The sequence below is a fragment of the Acinetobacter sp. IRS14 genome, from assembly GCF_034650275.1.
Classification (GTDB): domain Bacteria; phylum Pseudomonadota; class Gammaproteobacteria; order Pseudomonadales; family Moraxellaceae; genus Acinetobacter; species Acinetobacter oleivorans.
On the sequence record NZ_JAOVFN010000014.1, the window covers coordinates 1 to 20586 of the forward strand.

Annotated in this window: 18 protein-coding genes; 6 read left to right on the top strand and 12 right to left on the bottom strand. The window is 37.0% G+C overall.

The annotated features are described in order from the left end of the window. Nucleotides 1–548: FAD-dependent oxidoreductase (locus ODQ17_RS12695; protein WP_322900898.1), on the top strand; the 548-nt coding region annotated here is incomplete at its 5' end. A gap of 172 nt (nt 549–720) precedes the next feature. Further along, on the top strand, nt 721–1065 hold the full coding sequence (locus ODQ17_RS12700) for a hypothetical protein (protein WP_005303582.1): 345 nt from the start codon (nt 721–723) through the stop codon (nt 1063–1065). A 65-nt stretch (nt 1066–1130) separates the two neighbouring features. Here ODQ17_RS12700 and ODQ17_RS12705 read toward each other — a convergent pair whose 3' ends face one another. Continuing rightward, nucleotides 1131–1742 (bottom strand): glutathione binding-like protein, encoded by a 612-nt coding sequence (locus ODQ17_RS12705; RefSeq protein ID WP_003652661.1) that lies wholly within the window; start codon nt 1740–1742, stop codon nt 1131–1133. 207 nt (nt 1743–1949) lie between these two features. Then, a complete protein-coding gene (locus ODQ17_RS12710; protein WP_322904070.1) occupies nt 1950–4388 on the bottom strand; it encodes an ExeM/NucH family extracellular endonuclease in 2439 nt (812 codons plus the stop codon). Between the two features lie 145 nt (nt 4389–4533). Between ODQ17_RS12710 and trmB the strand changes: the two genes are divergently transcribed. Next, nucleotides 4534–5250: a tRNA (guanosine(46)-N7)-methyltransferase TrmB gene (gene trmB, locus ODQ17_RS12715; protein ID WP_322904073.1), complete on the top strand. Its 717-nt coding sequence runs from the start codon at nt 4534–4536 to the stop codon at nt 5248–5250. Nucleotides 5251–5306: 56 nt separating this feature from the next. On the opposite strand, the gene ODQ17_RS12720 is transcribed toward trmB, so the two are convergent. The 3 genes from ODQ17_RS12720 to ODQ17_RS12730 form a co-directional block, all read right to left on the bottom strand. After that, the gene (locus ODQ17_RS12720; RefSeq protein WP_322904075.1) at nt 5307–5516 is read right to left on the bottom strand and encodes a hypothetical protein; all 210 of its coding nucleotides are present in this window, start codon (nt 5514–5516) and stop codon (nt 5307–5309) included. Between the two features lie 472 nt (nt 5517–5988). Next, complete coding sequence (locus ODQ17_RS12725; RefSeq protein WP_322904077.1) at nt 5989–6975, bottom strand: hypothetical protein; 987 nt, start codon at nt 6973–6975, stop codon at nt 5989–5991. 133 nt (nt 6976–7108) lie between these two features. Continuing rightward, nucleotides 7109–8026: a hypothetical protein gene (locus ODQ17_RS12730; protein WP_322904079.1), complete on the bottom strand. Its 918-nt coding sequence runs from the start codon at nt 8024–8026 to the stop codon at nt 7109–7111. 365 nt (nt 8027–8391) lie between these two features. Here ODQ17_RS12730 and ODQ17_RS12735 point away from each other — a divergent pair, with 365 nt between their 5' ends. After that, entirely contained in the window at nt 8392–9018 is a 627-nt protein-coding gene (locus ODQ17_RS12735; RefSeq protein WP_199942443.1) for a glutathione S-transferase family protein, read from the top strand. 13 nt (nt 9019–9031) lie between these two features. Here the strand turns inward: ODQ17_RS12735 and ODQ17_RS12740 are convergent, their stop codons facing one another. From ODQ17_RS12740 to ODQ17_RS12760, 5 genes are all read right to left on the bottom strand, one after another. After that, nucleotides 9032–9811: a Rossmann-like and DUF2520 domain-containing protein gene (locus ODQ17_RS12740; protein ID WP_322904084.1), complete on the bottom strand. Its 780-nt coding sequence runs from the start codon at nt 9809–9811 to the stop codon at nt 9032–9034. Nucleotides 9812–9904: 93 nt separating this feature from the next. Next, nucleotides 9905–11320 (bottom strand): OmpA family protein, encoded by a 1416-nt coding sequence (locus ODQ17_RS12745; protein WP_322904085.1) that lies wholly within the window; start codon nt 11318–11320, stop codon nt 9905–9907. Nucleotides 11321–11533: 213 nt separating this feature from the next. Further along, a complete protein-coding gene (locus tag ODQ17_RS12750) occupies nt 11534–12769 on the bottom strand; it encodes a dihydroorotase (RefSeq protein ID WP_322904087.1) in 1236 nt (411 codons plus the stop codon). A 12-nt stretch (nt 12770–12781) separates the two neighbouring features. After that, nucleotides 12782–13798: an aspartate carbamoyltransferase catalytic subunit gene (locus tag ODQ17_RS12755; protein ID WP_003652674.1), complete on the bottom strand. Its 1017-nt coding sequence runs from the start codon at nt 13796–13798 to the stop codon at nt 12782–12784. 122 nt (nt 13799–13920) lie between these two features. Next, nucleotides 13921–14265: a hypothetical protein gene (locus ODQ17_RS12760; RefSeq protein ID WP_322904089.1), complete on the bottom strand. Its 345-nt coding sequence runs from the start codon at nt 14263–14265 to the stop codon at nt 13921–13923. Between the two features lie 239 nt (nt 14266–14504). On the opposite strand from ODQ17_RS12760, the gene rlmKL reads away from it, so the two are divergent. Further along, nucleotides 14505–16715, top strand: coding sequence for a bifunctional 23S rRNA (guanine(2069)-N(7))-methyltransferase RlmK/23S rRNA (guanine(2445)-N(2))-methyltransferase RlmL (gene rlmKL, locus ODQ17_RS12765; RefSeq protein WP_034596304.1), 2211 nt, complete (start codon nt 14505–14507; stop codon nt 16713–16715). 18 nt (nt 16716–16733) lie between these two features. On the opposite strand, the gene ODQ17_RS12770 is transcribed toward rlmKL, so the two are convergent. Next, on the bottom strand, nt 16734–17150 hold the full coding sequence (locus ODQ17_RS12770) for a hypothetical protein (protein WP_107882491.1): 417 nt from the start codon (nt 17148–17150) through the stop codon (nt 16734–16736). A gap of 269 nt (nt 17151–17419) precedes the next feature. Here ODQ17_RS12770 and ODQ17_RS12775 point away from each other — a divergent pair, with 269 nt between their 5' ends. Continuing rightward, nucleotides 17420–17899, top strand: a complete 480-nt coding sequence (locus ODQ17_RS12775) for a CinA family protein (protein WP_322904094.1) — start codon at nt 17420–17422, stop codon at nt 17897–17899. A gap of 65 nt (nt 17900–17964) precedes the next feature. Here the strand turns inward: ODQ17_RS12775 and clpB are convergent, their stop codons facing one another. Then, on the bottom strand, nt 17965–20544 hold the full coding sequence (clpB, locus tag ODQ17_RS12780) for an ATP-dependent chaperone ClpB (protein WP_013198493.1): 2580 nt from the start codon (nt 20542–20544) through the stop codon (nt 17965–17967). Nucleotides 20545–20586 lie beyond the last annotated feature (42 nt).

Genomic DNA, 20586 nt, shown 5'->3' on the forward strand with positions numbered 1-20586 from the left:
GTGGTGTTGCGTACTGCCCACACTGTGATGGTCCATTGTTCAAAGGTAAACGTGTAGCGGTGATTGGTGGCGGTAACTCTGGTGTTGAAGCTGCAATTGACCTTGCAGGGATTGTTGAGCATGTGACTTTGGTTGAGTTCGATACAAAACTCCGTGCTGACCAAGTGTTGCAAAACAAACTGCATAGCTTGCCGAACACAACTGTGATTATGAATGCCTTAAGTACAGAAGTGTTAGGTGATGGCTCACAAGTGACGGGTCTTAAATATAAAGACCGTGCGACTGATGAAGAGCATGTAGTTGAACTTGCAGGGATCTTTGTACAGATTGGTTTATTACCAAACACTGACTTCTTAAAAGACAGTGAAGTTGAGTTAACCAACCGCGGTGAAATCATTGTGAATGACCGCAATGAAACCAATGTCAAAGGTGTATTTGCTGCTGGTGACTGTACAACAGTGCCTTACAAACAAATCATTATTGCCACAGGTGAAGGCGCTAAAGCCTCACTCTCTGCGTTTGATTACATCATCCGTTCTGGGCAATAAAATTCAGTCCAACCAGTATGATTTAACCCAAGCCTAGCATTACAAAATGCTAGGCTTTTTTAATATTAGAGTTACAACTCTTTAACAATTTTCGATCTTTATTAATCAGTTAGTTTATGTTTATATTTTATACATCCATATTTGGATGCTATGAATTAGAAGGAAAAACACAATGAATAAATTACTTGTTGCTTTAGGTCTTGCTGCGACCGTTGCCCTTGTTGGATGTAATAAAGATAAAGCTCCAGAAACAGGTGCGACAACGGGTGAACACTTAGAAAATGCTGCTCAACAAGCAACTGCAGATATCAAATCGGCTGGTGACAAAGCTGCAAGCGATATTGCTACTGCAACTGATAATGCTACTGCAAAAATCGATGCTGCAACTGACCATGCTGCTGACGCAACCGCTGAAGCTGCTGCAAAAACTGAAGCAACTGCTCGTAAGGCAACTGCTGATGCTGCCCAAGCTGTTGAAAATACTGCTGCTGATGTGAAAAAAGATGCTCAACACTAATCATCTTTAATATAAAAAAAGCCCCTGTATGAACAGGGGCTTTTTATTAAAGTCTAAAAAACTGATTAAGAAATTAGACCTTCATCACGCATCGCAATTTGTACAGATTGACGTTCTGCTACCTTATTACGTAGAGCAATAATATGTTTATATGGCGTTAAATCATGTTCAATTGAGTTTGACCAGTTTGTTAAAACAAATAGATAAGCATCTGCTGGACCGAAATTATCATTTACCAAATAATCATAATCAGACTCAGCCAAATAGTTATCGATATATTTTAAAAGACGATCAATTTCTGCATAAGCTTTAGTTTTTTCATCAGTCGTTAACGGCGCCCCAAAGAAGACTGCATATGCATCATGTAATTCAGAGTTCAAATATCCCAACCATTCCAATACTTTCGCACGCCCCATCCCTGATGGAGGAATTAAGTCTTGTTTAGGATCATGCTGAGCAAGGAACGGTAAAATCGCAACGTTTTCAGTTAACATTAAACCCGGATTAATTTCTAAAGCTGGTACATATCCTTTTGGATTAATCTCGTAATAATCTGCGCCTTTTTCTGTTTTATGAGTTTTTAAATTTACCCGTTCTAAGTCAAAATCAACATTAATTTCATTTAAAATAATATGTGCAGCTAAAGAACATGCGCCTGGCGAATAATATAATTTCATATCTGATCCTTGTTATCTCATATTAACGTTTTAAATTGCTTCTAGAAAACCTGCAAGGTTTGCACAATTCTTTAATTGTAAAAAAGCGTAAACTTATAAAATACTTACGCCATCTAATATTCTTCAAAAAGTCATTCCTTGCAAGTTGTCTTGCGTGACGATTGTTTAAAATATGATAAAACACATTTGCGTCACGCAATTTTTCCGTTAATTACGCTTAAAAAGCTGGCTAAACCAATTCACTAATTCAGTTAAGAAATCAAAAATCCCATTTTTCTTATCATCGTCAGAATGACTTGAGTCTTTTCCATTTAAATCTAGATCGACAATTACAGGGTCATGATCCGAAGAACGATAAGCATCTTCACCATAGAATAATGCCTTTTGCTCATCCGTTTTATATTCTTCGTTGTAATCTAGAACCGTTGGCTCATCTGCATTGATATGCCATGCAAAGGTTCGAACCACTTTTGGATATAAAGCTGCATCAGCAATTGCATGATCTAAGTTACCTGCTCCACCATTGCCATTGGCATCACTCGCAACACCATACACATAGCTATACGCCTGAGTACCCTGACCGACCTTAGTGTCATTAAGTAAAACTTTATAATTCGCTTTCTCAAATGACAAAATGGGCTCTTCTTTTGCGTAACTATTCATATCCCCTACAAGTAAAGCATTTTGCTTTTGCACTTGAGTTGGATTTTTCGCGAGCCATTGCACAATTTGATCAACGGCTTTCACACGAGTTGGGTTCCAACAGCCTTGACCATCTTTTTGGTCTGCGTCAGTAGAGCTAGCATCGACCCCACTACAGCTTTTTGATTTCAAGTGGTTTGGAATAACAGTAAACGTTTTATTACCACGAACTGCTTGGAAACTTTGCGCCAAAGTTGTTCGGTTCTTGACGCCTAAATCAAGCACAACAGGTTTATTTAAAGGCTTAACACGTTTGCTGTTATAGATAATAGCAACTGCGATTGCATCACCACCTAAACGATCTAAGTTTTCAGGAACCACATATTTCCAATCGCTACCTAAAGCTTTGGTCAAATTGGCAATTGCACTGTTAGGCCCATAACCATTGTTGGCAATTTCCATTAAACCGTATACATCGGCATCAATCGCTTTTAATGCACTCACAATTTTACGATGCTGTTTATCAAACTCAGCTTGTGTTGTCGCACCACGCTCTGTTGGAAAACCCGTTGCACCATTGTCATAGTTCAAAACGTTAAATGAAGCTACACGAATGTGATTAGCATTTTTAGTAAGGACGTTTTGACGCGGGTTTGTTTGAGTAATAACTTCAGGCTGATTACGTCCAAGCACAGGTTGTACACGCCAACCATTAAAACGATATTCTAAAATACCTTCAGCATTTTTAAGTTGATAACCCGAACGTAGCGTATTGGCAGCACTAAAATTGCTTGGTAGCCACGGTGTACGGTTTTGATTGTTATAGCCATCATCAAAAATAATTTTCGATAATAAATTTTTCTGAGCTAAAGCTTTAGCTTCAGGAGATAACGCTGGATATAAATTAGTTGGAATATATAAACGGCCTAAACTTAGCGATAGTTCGCCATAACGACCATAATTATAGTTCTCACTCACCGTTAAAGTCTGAGGTAGTTTGACCAACATACCTTGATAACGCTGCGGTGAATTAATTGAGCCACCCGTTAAACTAGCAAACGGGAGTTCAAGGCTAATTGGCTGAACCTGATTTGCCATATTGCTATTACAGGTTTGAATATCTTGTTGTAATTGATCTATTTGTAGCTGATTTTGATAAGACGTTAAACGACCACGTAAAATAACTTCATCGCCAACTTGCCCACCTTTTACCGCACTACTATTTGGAATATAAACAAAAATAGCATTACTGACATTTGCGCGTGCTTTAGTGTCTGGCGTCTGAACATAAAAACCAGAGAAACCATTGGCATAACGATAATCAGCTGTAATCACACCACGCACAGTATAAGTCTGGTCTTGAGTTGCTGCCGCCAAGTCAGCAATTGGTGTATCTGAACTTGAACAACTTACTGTTTCAACAGGAGGCTGAGTTGTAGAACCCGATAAATTTGAAAAGTCATTTCGGTTCGCCCATGCCGACCATGAATGATCCAAATCAAATGCTGCAGTTGCATCAACACTTAAAGCTGGATTCTCTGTTTCAATACGCTTAAAACTATTTCCGAGGCTTGAAACTGCCGTCCCCCATCCCGCTGCTGGGCGTTCACCAATACGGCCAAAACGGTCTACAGGCGTACCTTTATAAACGAGTATAACCGCATCGTCTCCATTAAAAGATAGTGCTGCCACCTGATTAACTTTACTTCCAAGCTCAGTTTGTAACTCTGAGCGCCCCACTAAAAACTTCTGCTTACTCGCGAGCGTGCCTTGTAAACGAAAAGCCACTGTCTTTGCTGTACCACCATTATTAAATTGTTGAATCTCATAATCGGCTAAATTAACTGTAGCGCCATCTGGATTATAAATTTCCAAGCCTTTTTTATTGCTGCTCCCATCCACATATTGGCTAAACATGAGCTGCGCTTGAGCAACTGAGCTATATGAAAATGCACCTAATGCACTTAAAAAGACCGAAAGTGTTCTTAATTGAAAAGTTTTCATGAGTAAAAGTGTTCATATGAGTTTTAATTAGTCTCTTAGAGTAAATATTGATCATGACATCTACATGAAGAAAAACACCGAAACATTTGACTTGATCCCATGAAGACTTAAAATACTGCATTTGAATTTCAATATTGCCAAGGTTATGTCGATCGATCAGTTAGAAACGCAAATTGCAGACTTAGACAATTTGCCTGAACACCGTGAAATTGTGACGTTTATGCGTCGTTCAGCACCACTTAATACGTCTCAACGCACGGCATTAGAACAACATCGCGATTTAATTTTGGAATATCCTGTTGGCGACTTACGTCAACACTTCGAACACCCAGAGCGTCCATTAACTGTTGAAATCGGTTTTGGTATGGGTCGTTCGTTAGTACTTATGGCAAAAGCAAACCCTGAACGTAACTATGTGGGTATTGAAGTCCATGTACCTGGTATTGCTCAATGCCTATATGAAGCAGGTATAGCAGAAGTTAAAAACTTACGTGTACTTGATGCAGATGCAATTCAGGTTCTACGTGAAATGCCAGACAACAGCATTAACTGTGTACAACTTTACTTCCCAGACCCGTGGCAAAAGAAACGTCATTTCAAACGCCGTTTTGTTGCTCATGAGCGTATGCCATTGGTTGAACAAAAGCTTGAGCTTGGCGGTACATTCCATGCTGCAACAGATTGGGAACCGTACGCAGAATGGATGCTAGATGTATTAGACAACCGTCCAGACCTTGAAAACTTGGCAGGTAAAGGCAACAGCTACCCACGTCCAGACTGGCGCCCAGTGACTAAGTTTGAACGCCGTGGTATTGAGTCAGGTCATAAGATTAATGACTTTATCTTTAAGAAGGTTAAGTAAAATTTAACTACTAAAGACAAAAAATAAAGGCATTAAATATTAGTATTTAATGCCTTTTAAAGTTTCTTTAAGATTAAAAAAGAAAAACAAATTGATGGAATATAAATAAAGAATAAAAAATAGAAAATAAATTTTTTATTTTCCTTATATAATTCTATTAATTCATTTTCCCCAATATTCAGATTTTTGCTTTCAAATCTATAAACTACACTCATATTTTTTAACGGATAGCTATTCTCTTGTTTTAATTTAACAATTGCTTTCACTCCTTTTAAACTCCCTAAATCACACTTAACCCTAGATATTAAGTTGCATACCATTACATAATTTATTCTTTTATCCTCTCTATCCTCAGCATAAGCCCAAGTGTCTCTTCCTTGTTTAGAGGTTCCCGTTTTGAAATAACCTGCAACTTCAACTTTATGAGTTTCTGATTCTCTATAACCTTGCTCAATATTATAAAAAATAAAATTGATATTTTTTCAGGGAGCCCTGTAACAAAAGGAGCTAAAAAAAAGACCATTAAAAAAAATTCACTTTATAACTTAAAAAAATTGAATTTAAATTTACAATCCATATCATCACAATGGACCATATAGATAAAAATCTTATTCCATAAAAACTCTTATTACTTATTACCCAATAGAGGACTCCTACTGAGTAAAAAATTAAAAATAATAAGTACAAGCTCTTAGAGTTTAGGTTTTTCATTTAAAAATCAACCGACAACACATTTAATTAATATAATTTATTTCTTTTTCTCAATGAAATATCTTCGCCACTTTGAGTTTCACTAGAGTTAAATACTTGCTCTTCTTCTGAAATAGTGCCACATGCAGTTACCAATATTCTCCTAACAAATGGATATATATCTTTTCTTAGAGAAGCCACACTCATACGTATCCCATATCTTTGGATTTGTTCTGGCTCATTAAGTGCTAAATTTTCATATAACTTCATAATATAAATATTATCAATATTTTGACCATCAATTTGATCCAAATTTAAATCAGGTTCTTTGGTGCTATAAATTTTTTCACCTTCTTCCATTCTTTTCATATTCCTTATCATTTTTAAATCGATTGTTTTAATCGATTTAAGGATTTCTTTATTATCACAACAAAGCTTATCAATAGAGTATTCTTCTATACTATAATTACTGTTACTTATTTTCTTCAAACTTGAAAGTGGATAAATTGTTCGCCCATAAGTTATTACAGAATAGTTCATTGGCAAGCTTTTCAAATAATCAATATCCACACGATTATCTTTTGTCCATAAACTTTTTAAATTATTCTTATTTTCGTTTAAATCTTTGCATCTTCTTTTATCTTTCTTACAATCTTTATTATCATAATATTCCTGCATTGTTGCCACTGCTACAATACCCATATTATCTTCGAATGTTTTATCTAATTTTGCAGTACTTATCACTTCAATAATTTTTTCCTTATTATTAAAATTAAATTTAGAAACATACATCACATTATCATCCACATTAAATCCTTCACGACCATCTCTAATCCAATGTTCCATTTCTATAGCCAAAAAATCTGCTTTTAAATTTATTAATTTTTCTTCGTCAGTAAGATATTTATTCTCACTTGTACAAAATCCTTCTTCTTCATTTTTATTAATTATATATTCGTAATATTTATTATTTAAAAAATCAAATATTACGAAAAACACCAATATAGCAAAAAACAATATTTTATATTTCTTCATTTTAATCCCCATTCAAGCCCAAACAACCTTCACGCTTCACAATTAATCAAAACCTTAAAACTAACATCAAGACAATAATTCATAATTTTTAATATAAACTATATCACATATCATTATTTAGCCTAATCCAACTTCAATTAACATTCAATCTTTCTACAGGAAGATAAACATTAAAAGAAACCCTTCCACATTCATCAATAGGATGTGCCTGAGATTCAATATAAATTTCTTTAAGTGGTATATATTTCATGTCCTTAATAAATGTATTAATTTTATATCTATAATAAGAAACTATTAAATAATATTTAGTTATTTTTTGCTTAGAAAGATGACTAACCCCCTTATTATTAATTAAATTATCATAATTAATAATACTACAGCAGTTATAGGGATAAAAATTTTGCAGATTGGCATCACCATCTGATGAAAATGTTAATAAAAAACTATTTTTATTATTGAGTTGCTGATAAAAATTTTTATTATTTACGTCAATATTGTCTCGTATTTTTGAAAACCCTGTTAAAACCACAACACCACCATGAGAAATACCATCTAATACCAAATCCTCATCAAGTATTTTATTTCCTCTTTTTCCTACAGTAACTTTAGAATTAATTGTATTATATGGATTTTCAATTTGACTTTTAAAAGCATTTTGCAAGTCATCAAGATTACGAATATTTTCTTTTAAAAAAAATAGATTATAAGTAGCATTATCACTTTTTTCATTATCATCTACTTTATCTTTCGATTTTTTAAAAATGATATCATCTTTATAACTCTGAAAATAACTTGCCATTGCTCTTTCATACAATTGATTTGTATTAAAATTTTTAGCTTGCAAACAAAAAATTTTCTCTATTTTTCTTTGTTCATAATTTTTTACAATAAAATAGCTACCCAAAATTAAAAGTAAAATTAAGGATAATCCTAGAAAAATATACTTTGTATAGATATTCTTAACCACAAGAAGAAGAAATTTAAAAATTAACCATAAGAGTAAAAAAAATCCAAAAAAAATTGAAAGCCCCATTAATAATAAATTAAACATATAAAATATTTTTCTCTATCTAAAATACTATTTTAAATTCTCATACAAAACAGTGTAATTTAAGTTGGAGAAAACGACTCGCCGACTTGGCATGCTTGGATTACGTCTTCCCCTATGATCTTGTCTTGATCATCAATTGTAAAATTAAGATACATTCAGAATTTATATTTTCAATACATTATTTTAACACTTACTATACAAAACTGTCTGTATATTTTCACCACAAAAGAATAATAAATATCAAAAAAATTATGCTCTTATAGCTAGTATTTGTTCTGCTATCTTTTTTATTATTAAATCTTAAAAAATTAAAGAATCTGTATTACATTCAATTTACTTAAACTCACGAAAAGTCAGAAAACAATATGTTAAAAATTTTAGGGCGCGATAACTCAATTAACGTTCGCAAAGTCTTATGGCTGTGTGAAGAATTAAATCTTGAATATGAAAGAGAAGACTGGGGTCGAGGCTTTCGTTCTGCTCAATCAGCTGAATATTTGCAATTAAACCCAAATGGTCAAATTCCTGTTGTTTTAGATGGCGATTTAGTCCTTTGGCAATCCAACAGTATTATCCGTTATCTCGCCAATGCTTACGATAAAGAGCATAAACTTTACCCTACTCAAGCAAAAGAAAGGTTCTTTGTTGACCAGTGGATTGATTGGCAAGCGATCGAGCTAAATAACAGCTGGACTTATACGATTATGTCTCTACTTAGACATTCTCCAGATCATCAAGATCCAAACTTATTACAACAAGGTATTGAGAACTGGAATCATCATATGCAGATTCTCGATCAACAACTTGCAAAAACTCAAGCCTATGTTGCAGGAACTGAGTTCACTCTAGCGGATATTCCAATTGGTCTATCTGTACAACGCTGGAAGGCCACTCCTTTTGACCATCCAACGCTTAAACATGTCGACCAATATTTTGAACGTTTAAATCAACGTGCGGGTTTCTTAAAATGGGGAAATAACGGCGAACCTTAATTTTAAATAAGCTTTAAACTGAGTGATGGCGCTTCACGATGCCATCACTTAAAAGTTGATAGACCTGTTTTAAATCATCCCGTTCTGCTTGGGCTAATAACCTCTGATGCATTGCCAAGATATTCTGATCTCCCCTTACCGCAGGCCCAGTTTGCATTTGTTTCGGATCATTTTCAGTGGTTTTTTTTGCTGTTTCCAAAATCAAAGGATATAGCAAACTAAAGTCCACCTGCTCTTTATCTACAACCTGCTTTGCCATATCAAAACAGTAATTACTAAAATTACAAGCGAACACAGCCGCTAAGTGTAAAGTTAAACGTTGTTTTGAGGTGTATTGATATACTCGGTTACTTAGGCTATTTGCTAAATCTGAAAGTAGTTTCTGATCGACATTTGTTACGGCTTCAACAAATAACGGCGTTGCAGACCAATCAACATCTCTTTCTAAGCTAAAAGTTTGTAATGGATAAAACACCCCTGCTTTTTCATGTACATGACTGATGACTTCAATATCAGTACTACCCGAGGTATGAACAATAAGTGTGTCAGGAAAGAATTCATGAACTTGTTTTACAAGCTCTGCAATTGCACTATCTGAAACCGCTAGAATGATAAGATCGGTTGATTGGAATTCTTGAAGAGACTGGCATGCTTTTGCTCGAATTTTCTCTGCAAATTTTTGGGTTTTATCAAAATCACGCGCATAGACCTGTACGATATTATGACCTTGGCCCAATAAAGCCTTTGCCAAATGAAAGGCAACTCGCCCACTTCCAACCAAACTGATTTTCATATCAATCCAACATTATTTGTCTCAACAAAAAAGCTTCTCAAAATGAGAAGCTTTTTTCAAATTAAAATAACTAATTTTTCATAAATCAGTCGATTATTGGGCTACTGAAAACTCGATACGACGGTTTTTAAAGCGACCTTCTTCTGTTGTGTTTTCTGCAACTGGCTGATCAGAACCATGGCCTTCTGCAACTAATTTAGAAGCATCCACACCTTTAGATTTTAAATAATCTACAACTGCTTGAGCACGGTGTTGAGACAAAGCTTTATTTGCAGCAGCGTTACCTGTTGAGTCGGTATGACCACCCACATTTAATTTGACGCTAGACACTTTATTTAAAAGCGTTGCAGCTTGGTCAAGAATGGCTTTGTTATCGGCAGGTATGTCACTTGAACCACTGGCAAAATTAATAATTTGCAAGTTAAGTGCTTTCACCAAAGCATTTACATCGACATTGTTCGGGTCAATTGAGCCTAGAGCAGTTTGTGAAGCAGTTAAGCTATTGCTTACAGATTGCTCAGCTGTTACTGGTGCTGTACCGACCACCTCAGTATGTGGCACCAATGCTTTTACTTTTGCAGTTAATGCTTCTAATGCTGCCGCATCACCCGCTTTCAAAGTAATTTTGTCGCCTACCCATTCTAAAGATGCATTTGGTACACCTTTTAATGCACCTAACACACCTGCAAGTGCATCTTTGTCTGTAAATGAAGCTGCATAAGTTTGACTCGTATCCACCTTACAATCTTGAGTTGTCGAAAAAATCTTTTTAACGTTGGTTTGTAGCGTTGCCAAGAAGCCTTGATCGCCAATTCCAGCCTGACACTCACTCACTGTACCTTTATCATCGGTACTTAAAGTTAAGCTAGCAGGTGCAGCAGCAGCTTCAACACCACTGGCAGCGGTCGGTTCTGGTGCTGGTACAGCCTCTTTATGCTGACAAGAACGCCATAACCAAGCAATGATAAGACCCAGAATAATAAGGGCAATAATCGGTAAGAATCCACGAGACTTACCTGTATTTTCAGTTGCTGCTGCAAGCGGAGGTGCAGTTGATGGTGTGACAGAAGATAAACCTGCACCAAGTCCTAGCGGAGCTAATAGACCCACTGCCCATGCTGGTAAATATGAACGAATAGTATCTGCATGCTGGCGCAAGTAATTCACAATACTTTGCTGATCATTTCCAGCAACATCTGAAATTGCATTAAGGCTGGGTTTAATTGCACTGTTGAGCGTGCTTTCAATTTCATTATTTGGTGCTGTACCACTTAAATGGGTAAGTACAGTATTTTTGATTTGGTCATTATGAGAAAAAAGGTCTGATAAGGAAGGAGCCAAACTATTTTTCAATTGTCCGATAAGATCAGGTTTAGCAGCTAATAATGAAAGTAAAATTGGATAAAACTTAGATAAAGCATTCGATTTTTCGCCTAGGTATCCATCCTGTTCATTTAATAATATTGAAGATACTTTTTCTTTAAGCAATTCTATAGGGTTTATCGACATTGGTTATTCTCCCGAATCTTATACGTCGTAACCAGCAATTTTTGATTATTCAAATACTTCTCTTTGCTGATAGTTTTTTATTCTAATCTTCCTTCAATCTTTTATTGTTTTTTATATAATTTATATACAATTTTCCATCTAGTACTTACAAAACAGGTAGATCTTATTGATCTACCTGTTTATATTTTAAATTTACTTTAACTAAATACTTTATCAGTTAGCAAAAGTTTGAAGTACTTTACCCGTCAAGGTTTGACCCAACAATGGGGTATTTTTTCCTTGCGATAAAATAGTATCTTTGCTTACTGTCCAGCTTAAAGCAGGATCTACCAATACCCATCCAGCTTCATCTTCCCAACGCGAAGTCATATTCGCAACCTGTGCTGGTACACTAGTAACTTTAGCTACCCATTCTAGAGGTTCGAATAAACCCTCATTAATGAGTTGAACACCTAAAGATACATAGGTATCAAAAGCGGTAATACCCGGCTGAGTTTCAGCAAATGGCGCCATTTTTGCCGAACTGCTTAAAGGTTCATGGTGCGTACAAATTGCATCAATTACGCCTTCTTTTAATCCTTGACGTAAAAGTTCTTTATCTTGCTCAGAACGCAATGGTGGGCGAACGTGTGCAAGTGAATTGAAACCGTCGATTAAGTGTTCAGTTAAATGTAACTGGTGCATTGCAACGTCAGCAGTCACAGGCAAGCCTTTTGCTTTTGCCGCACGAATTAATTCAACCGATGCACCACAAGACAACAAACCAAAGTGAGCTTTTACGCCAGTTGCTTCAATCATAAGCAAATATTTTGCAATCGCTACAGTTTCAGCAAGCGACGGAATCATTGGCAGACCTTGGCGAGAAGCAATAAAGCCTTCGTGTGTACATCCATCTTTAGCAATTTGTGGTTCTTCGGCATAGAACACAACCGTTAAGCCAAGACCCGCTGCATATTCCAAAGTACGAATAACCACATCATCATTTTCAAAAGCAGCATTGGCATTTGAAACAGCAGTACAACCACCCTTTTTAAGACCAGCCATATTTGCAGGCTGTTTACCATTTAAACCTTGGGTTTGAGCACCGATAATATGCATATGAATGCCGCCATCAAGCCATGCCTTTTCAATCAAGCCATGAATAAGCGCACCATTGTCTTGCACAATCGGTTTTGAGTCTGGTGGAGTAATCACATGCAAAATACCATTAGCACGTGCTGCTTTACCTTCAGATTTAAGTGTACCGTGTTGCTGTTGACCAGGTTCACGCAAACGTGCGCACAAATCAACCATGGTTGGCATTAACCATTTGCCTTGACCATCGATGGTTTGCTCAACTTGCTCGGCTTGAGCAACTAGCTTGCCATTTTGAATATATACAGTTTGTACGCTGTCTGTTTTTTGGATTGGGTCTAACACACGTACATTTTCAATTTTTACAATACTCATGTGATCCATTCCTTACAACGTAATCGCTTCAATTAAACCTTGCTCTTGGAGCTGGCCTTGCATTGACAGTGCCAACACAGCCATACGAACAGCAATACCATTGGTTACTTGTTTCAAAATAACCGACTGGTCTCCATCTGCAACACTTGAGTCAATTTCCACACCACGATTCATTGGTCCCGGATGCATCACAATACAGTCCGGTTTGGCTAAACCAAGACGCTCTTTGTTTAAACCATACATTCTGTAGAATTCAGACTGTGAAGATAATGCTGGAGAGTCAATACGCTCATTTTGAATACGTAGAGCAATAATCACATCGCAATCTGCGATCCCAGCATCCATGTTATTAAACAAACGAACGTGTTCGCCATATTCTGAAAAGCCCACTGGCAATAAGGTATTCGGTGCAATCACGCGAATATCTTTACATCCGAGGGTTTGTAATGCTGCTACATCCGAACGTGCTACGCGAGAGTGTTTAATGTCCCCAATAATGGCAACACTCAACTCTTCAAAAGGTTTCTTTGTTTCACGGCGAATTGTAAGCATATCAAGCATCGCTTGCGTTGGATGAGCATGACGTCCATCTCCAGCATTAATAATCGCGACCTTTGGACATACATCTTTAGCAATGAAATGTGCAGCGCCCGAAGATGAATGGCGTACAACAAAAATATCGGCAGCCATTGCTTCAAGGTTCCAAAGCGTATCTCGTAGCGTTTCACCTTTTGATGTACTTGAACGTGCAATATCAATATTCAATACATTGGCAGACAAGCGTTTTGCTGCTGCTTCAAAAGTAGTACGAGTACGGGTGGAGTTTTCAAAGAAAAGATTCATAACCGTCAATCCCTCTAAGAGCGGACGGTTAATTAAATTATTATTATCATCTAAAAAGCTTTGTGCGGTATCTAAAATCTTCGTGAGGTTTTCTTTTGAAAGTCCCTCAATCGTTAAAAAATGTTTTAAATTTCCGTCCTGATTGAGCTGAACCTGGCTCGGCTGATGCAACGCTGCAATATGCATAATGGATTCCTATAGGTCGAATCGCGAAAACGTGCATAGTGTAGCTGAATTCCGCTCTTTTCGCAGAAGAACTTTACAGAATAAGACCCTAAATTGACCAAAATTTAAGGTCTTATTCAAGATTACCTTAAAGCACCAATATAATGATGTGGAACTTGCGCTCGATAAATGTCTTCGGCCGTTATTTCTGAATCTTCATCAGTCTTAGCAACAGGGAGCGTTTCTTTTTGAGAAGGTTCTGGCAGTGTTTCAACTAACGCTCTTAATCGCTCAACACATCGTTTTAATTCATCATCCTCTGTTTCTAACGCCACCGTAATTACATATTTTGCATAATCTTTATTTTGAATTACATACATTGCATCTATTACCCGCCCCGTGACCCGACGCATACGTACATATATTTGTGTGGCCACTGAGAAAGCATCCGCATTAGTAATAAAACCATTCCCCATCATGTCTTTCATTTATAACGTCCCCATCCATTAAAATTATAAAAATGGTTAAAAATCGACTTTGTCTGTTAAATAAATAACCATCAATAATCTTGGTCTAGCAAAATACATACCAATTACAAGGTATTACTCTTTAAAAATCAGTTTATTGGTTGCTAAATGATAGGTTGCAATAATTTAAAAACCTTTAGACATCAAAATAAGTTAAACTTTGCATCGTTAATATTTATATGTTTTGGTCAATCGAGTTTATGAATACCTCTTTACGTTTAAACCACTATTGGATTACTTGTGCTGATGGTTTAGAACCCCTCTTACAAGAAGAAATAGAACAACTTGGCACCAAAGTGACAGAACGTAAAGCAGGACGTTTAATCATTGAAGGAACGCTTGAACAAGCTTACCGCATCTGTATGTGGTCGCGTCTCGCTTCTCGTGTTTTACTTCCTATTCATACTTATGAACTTGATTTTACGCATGATGCACGTGATGTCGCAGAAGAACTCTACGAAGGTGCAATGAGCTTTGACTGGTCACTTGTTTTTGCACCACAAAGTACCTTTGCAATTCGCTTGCATGCCGAACGTGAAATCATGGTCAATTCGCAATTTGCTACACTGCGTGTAAAAGATGGTGTCGTTGACTCATTTATGGAAGCTGTAGGTCGCCGTCCTAGCATTGACACCAAACAACCAGAAATTACGATCTATGCTTTGGCAGGTAAAACCGAACATACTTACTGTCTAGATTTATCAGGTGATTCGCTACATAAGCGTGGTTACCGCCGTTACATGACAGATGCACCAATTAAAGAAAACCTTGCTGCGGCAATTTTACAAAAAGCTCAGCTCAAACAACGTAATCCAGAGATTGTACTTGACCCAATGTGTGGCTCGGGCACATTTATCATTGAAGCATTAATGATTTTAACTGACCGTGCACCAGGACTTGTTCGCCGTTTTGGATTTAATGGCTGGCATGGTCATGACCGCGAACTTTGGCTTTCACTTAAAGCAGAAGCAGCAGAACGTCACGAAAAAGCACTTCAATTACCTTTACCGAAATTTTATGCCTACGATGCAGACTGGGAAGCAATTAAAGCAACCCGTGAAAACATTATTGCGGCAGGCTTTGAAAATTTATTAGGTCAGATTCAAATCGAAGAGCGTACTTTAGCAGATTGGCCAGATTTTGCTGCTGAAGGCAAAACTGCATTTATTGTGACTAACCCGCCTTATGGTGAACGTTTAGGTGAAAAAGCTTCAAACCGTTCTCTATACTTAGGTTTATCAGCGCTTTTACAAAAGCATTTCCCAAATCAATATGCAGCAGTTATTGCAGCCCAAATTGAACAATCTGATGTTCTAGCATTTGAAGCGCCTGAAACCTTACGCTTAATGAATGGTAAATTACCAATTTATATTCGTTTTGGTGTAATCAAACCTGAAAAAGTAACTCAACCATTTTTAGCAACTTGGCAAGCTCAACCTATTGAAATGGAAGAAGCTCAAGACTTCGCTAATCGTTTGCAAAAAAATATGACTGCCTTGAAAAAATGGGCAACAAAAGAAAATGTTTACTGCTTACGTTTGTATGATGCAGACTTACCTGACTTTAATGTCGCTGTTGACTTATATGGTGACCGTTTACACGTTCAGGAATACGCACCACCAAAAACAATCGATCCAGAAAAAGCTAAAAAACGTTTTAATTTAGCGCTTGCTGCAATTCGTGCTGTTACTGGTTTAAACCGTGATGCCATCTTTATTAAGACACGTGCACGCCAAACTGGTACAACGCAATATACAAAGCAAAGTACAGCTTCAAAACGTTTTATCGTGCAAGAAGGTAAAGCTAAAATTTTAGTTAACCTGACTGATTACCTCGACACAGGTTTATTCCTTGACCACCGTCAAATGCGTTTACGTATTGCTCAAGAAGCACGTGGTAAACACTTCTTGAACTTATATAGCTATACGTCTACTGCAAGCTTACATGCTGCACTTGGCGGTGCTGCTAGTACAACAAGTGTGGATTTATCTAACACTTACCTAAACTGGTCAAAAGAAAACTTTGTTTTAAATGGCTTAACTGTAGATCATGCAGATGAACAACACATGTTCTTTGCTAGTGACTGTTTTGAGTGGTTAAAAGAAGGCCATGAACAATACGATCTTATTTTTATTGACCCACCGACATTCTCAAACTCGAAAAAATTCTATGGTACATTCGATGTACAACGTGACCACATCTCACTTATTAAACGCGCAATGAACCGTTTACACAGTGAAGGTACGCTTTACTTCTCGAATAACTATCGTGGTTTTGAAATGGACGAAGAGATCGAAGCTATTTTTCAGGTTGAAGAAATCACTTCTGAAACCATCGGCCTTGATTTTAAACGTAATCAAAAAATCCACCGTGCATGGAAAATTCAGCACCCTGGTTTAGATCAGTATTAATGAGACTAGAGGTTATTATTACTTCACGGTAATAATAACCTCACCATGAACATTTTTTGACTCAAAATCATATTTAGTAAAACGATCTGCTCTTTCTGGTAACGCAATCATTTCTAACTTCTTCTTTTCTTTACTATCAACAACATGATTCTGTTTTTGTTCTTGATACGGAGAAAGTACGCTGGTTCTAAGTGCATCCCATCGAACTTGCTGTAAATAGTTATCTCCTAACGCCTGCTGTACTTGTTGTTGTTCTATCGCAGGTTTTTTAGCATCATCCTGAGCTTTAGCAATAATTACGGGTAAAGATGCGGTTATCGCCCCTGTTTGAGTGGCAAGCGCACTTTCCGACATAGGTTGTGCTGCCCATGTATTTGATAATAATACAGATACACCGCTCAAAATTCCCAGCATATACCCTTGCTTATTGTTCATTTCATTCATCCTAAAATTGTTATTGTTCGTTATATTGAACAAAATTAACAATTTTTTACGCTTGTCGCAATGTTATAAATAAACTTCCCGACAATTAACATTGATCATTTTAAAATCGGATTTTTTTCACAGGCATTTTGTGAATATTCAAGCAGTTTTATAGATTTTTATCCCAGACTTGAATGACACCCTTAAATCACTTACTGTAATTTCATAATTTATCTGTAAATTGATTTTATTTATAAATAAACACCATTCGAGGTGAAATAATGCTTCAGCACTGCTGTCAACTATTAGAAAATCTTCAACTCAAAATTGCTTTTATTGAAAGTGCCAGTTCCGGTTATTTAACCAGTCAATTTTCTATTCATAAAAATAGCGGTGCAGACATTTTACTCGGTGGTTTAGTGAGTTATGACCCTAGCGTTAAAATTAGTATTTTAAATATTAATCCTAAGTTAATAGAGACTTACACAGCTGAGTCACCACAAGTTACAGAGGAAATGTGCAAGCTGGGACAAACGTTATTTCAAAAAGCCGATATTATTGTAAGTTGTACTGGGCTATTAAAATCTGGGGGAAGTGAAACCTCAGAAAAACCTGTAGGTACCTTTTTTATCTGCATTTCTTATCAAGAACGTATTTATCATTACCATTACTTTTTATCTGGCCATCCCGAACAAAAGTTAAAGACATTAACTCAGAAAGTATCAGACACCTTAATTGCGTTACTCACATCAAAAACATAAATAACCTCGTCATAAAAAAAGAGAATATGTTTCCATATTCTCTTTTCGGTTTTAGCAGAACAAGATTAGCTGAGTTTCATTTTATCGAAGACTAAATGACCATTTTCACCTTTCACTAAAATGGTGTCACCTGCGACAAAATCACCCGACAAGATTTTTTGCGCTAATGTGTTTTCAATCTGTTGTTGAATCGCACGTTTTAATGGGCGTGCGCCATAAACAGGGTCGAAACCAGCATCAATCAATAAATCAAAAGCAGTGTCATCTACAGTTAAACTCATATCACGATCAACCAGACGCGAACGTAATCGATCCAACTGAATATCGGCAATGCCTCGAATCTGTGCTTTTTTGAGTGAATGGAAAATCACAAGCTCATCAATCCGGTTAATAAATTCCGGACGGAAATGCTGACTTACCGCATTCATTACAATGGTACGCACTTCATCGTCTGTTGCACCCTCACCTAGCTCACGTACATCTTGTGAACCTAAGTTCGAGGTCATCACAATCACAGTATTTTTAAAATCTACTACTCGACCTTGTGAGTCTGTTAAGCGACCATCATCCAACACTTGTAGCAAGATATTGAATACATCTGGATGCGCTTTTTCAACCTCATCAAACAACACCACACTATATGGTTTACGGCGAACAGCTTCAGTTAAAACACCACCTTCTTCATAACCCACATATCCTGGAGGCGCACCAACTAAACGGCTAACCGAATGTTTTTCCATGAATTCACTCATGTCGATACGAATCATGGCATCATCACTGTCAAACAAGAAATTAGCCAATGCTTTGGTTAATTCTGTTTTACCAACACCTGTTGGACCCAAGAACAGGAATGATCCGCTAGGACGATTCGGGTCAGACAAGCCTGCACGTGAACGACGTACGGCATTCGAAACGGCTACAACAGCTTCATCTTGACCTACAACACGGTCATGTAAAAACTCTTCCATATTAAGGAGTTTTTCACGCTCACCTTGCATCATTTTAGCAACAGGAATTCCTGTTGCAGCACTCACAACTTCGGCAATTTCATTTTCAGTCACTTTAGTACGAATGAGTTTTGGCTCTTCGTTTTCTTCAGCAACTTCGTCTTGCTCCAGTTGTTTTTGTAACTCTGGAATTACGCCATACTGTAAGCGCGCTGCTTCAGCCAAATCGCCTTCACGCTGAGCTTTCTCAAAAGCAATACGCGCTTTATCAAGTTCAACCTGAGCCTGTTTAGTACCCTCAACAAGAGTCTTCTCAGATTTCCAGATTTCTTCAAGATCGTTGTATTCTTTCTCGACTTCAGCAATCTGTTTTTCAAGATGATTAACTTCAGCTTTACTGCCGACATCTTCATCTTTTTTCACAGCTTCCAATTGCATTTTCAACTGGATTAAACGGCGATCAAGTTTATCAAGTGCTTCAGGTTTAGAGTCAATTTCCATCTTAATACGAGAAGCGGCTTCATCAATCAAGTCAATTGCTTTGTCTGGTAATTGACGATCTGTAATATAGCGATGAGACATTTTTGCCGCTGCAATAATCGCTGAGTCTAAAATTTGTACACCATGGTGAGTGGCATATTTCTCTTTTAGACCACGTAAAATCGCAATGGTATCTTCAACACTTGGTTCATCAACCAACACTTTTTGGAAACGACGCTCTAAAGCTGCATCTTTTTCAATATATTGGCGGTATTCATCTAAAGTTGTTGCACCCACACAGCGCAATTCACCACGAGCCAATGCAGGTTTTAACATATTACCTGCATCCATAGCGCCATCGCCTTTACCTGCGCCTACAAGCGTATGTAGCTCATCAATAAACAGGATGATTTCGCCTTCGTGTTTTGCCAAATCTTTTAAAACAGCTTTTAAACGTTCTTCAAACTCACCACGATATTTAGCACCAGCAAGTAATGAACCTAAATCTAAAGATAAAACACGTTTGCTTTTTAAGCCTTCCGGTACTTCACCATTGACAATACGCTGAGCCAAACCTTCAACAATAGCGGTTTTACCTACACCCGGTTCACCAATAAGAACAGGGTTGTTTTTTGTACGACGCGACAAGACTTGAATGGTACGGCGGATTTCGTCATCACGCCCAATCACCGGGTCAAGTTTTCCAGATAAGGCACGCTCAGTTAAATCAATCGTATATTTATTAAGTGAGTCACGTTGATCTTCGTGATTATTACTCATGACTTTGTCACTACCTCGAATATGTTCAATTACTTTACGTAGACTGTCGGGAGTTACACCTACGGCACTTAAAATATTTTTAGTTTCGCCTGTTTCTGCTAAGCCTAATAGCACCCAGTCAGTTGACAAAAATTCATCACCCGCTTTTTGTGCATATCTATCTGCAAGATTAAGCGCTTTAACAGCTTCAGGGTTTAAATTGACATCCCCAGTCGGATTCGCAATGGTCGGAGCATCTTTTATAGCTTGCTCAAGCTTTTGTTTAAGTTCAGGTAACCGTGCACCTGCTTGTTGCAACAAACTAATATTTGATGGCTCTTCTAAAAGAGTACTCAAAATATGAATACCCGCGATCGCGGTATGGTCTTTACCCATCGCTAAAGATTGAGCATCTGAAAGGGCTTGCTGCAAGCGGTTTGTAAATTTTTCAAAACGCATTCTTGTTATTCCTCACAACAAATTTGTACTTGTCTAATAGAT

Coding starts and splice junctions, on each gene's coding strand:
- ODQ17_RS12705 (WP_003652661.1), bottom strand. CDS start 1,742: ATGAAATTATATTATTCGCCAGGCGCATGTTCTTTAGCTGCACATATT.
- clpB (WP_013198493.1), bottom strand. CDS start 20,544: ATGCGTTTTGAAAAATTTACAAACCGCTTGCAGCAAGCCCTTTCAGAT.
- ODQ17_RS12740 (WP_322904084.1), bottom strand. CDS start 9,811: ATGAAAATCAGTTTGGTTGGAAGTGGGCGAGTTGCCTTTCATTTGGCA.
- ODQ17_RS12710 (WP_322904070.1), bottom strand. CDS start 4,388: ATGAAAACTTTTCAATTAAGAACACTTTCGGTCTTTTTAAGTGCATTA.
- ODQ17_RS12775 (WP_322904094.1), top strand. CDS start 17,420: ATGCTTCAGCACTGCTGTCAACTATTAGAAAATCTTCAACTCAAAATT.
- ODQ17_RS12755 (WP_003652674.1), bottom strand. CDS start 13,798: ATGCATATTGCAGCGTTGCATCAGCCGAGCCAGGTTCAGCTCAATCAG.
- ODQ17_RS12745 (WP_322904085.1), bottom strand. CDS start 11,320: ATGTCGATAAACCCTATAGAATTGCTTAAAGAAAAAGTATCTTCAATA.
- ODQ17_RS12750 (WP_322904087.1), bottom strand. CDS start 12,769: ATGAGTATTGTAAAAATTGAAAATGTACGTGTGTTAGACCCAATCCAA.
- ODQ17_RS12760 (WP_322904089.1), bottom strand. CDS start 14,265: ATGAAAGACATGATGGGGAATGGTTTTATTACTAATGCGGATGCTTTC.
- ODQ17_RS12735 (WP_199942443.1), top strand. CDS start 8,392: ATGTTAAAAATTTTAGGGCGCGATAACTCAATTAACGTTCGCAAAGTC.
- trmB (WP_322904073.1), top strand. CDS start 4,534: ATGTCGATCGATCAGTTAGAAACGCAAATTGCAGACTTAGACAATTTG.
- ODQ17_RS12770 (WP_107882491.1), bottom strand. CDS start 17,150: ATGAACAATAAGCAAGGGTATATGCTGGGAATTTTGAGCGGTGTATCT.
- ODQ17_RS12700 (WP_005303582.1), top strand. CDS start 721: ATGAATAAATTACTTGTTGCTTTAGGTCTTGCTGCGACCGTTGCCCTT.
- ODQ17_RS12725 (WP_322904077.1), bottom strand. CDS start 6,975: ATGAAGAAATATAAAATATTGTTTTTTGCTATATTGGTGTTTTTCGTA.
- ODQ17_RS12730 (WP_322904079.1), bottom strand. CDS start 8,026: ATGTTTAATTTATTATTAATGGGGCTTTCAATTTTTTTTGGATTTTTT.
- rlmKL (WP_034596304.1), top strand. CDS start 14,505: ATGAATACCTCTTTACGTTTAAACCACTATTGGATTACTTGTGCTGAT.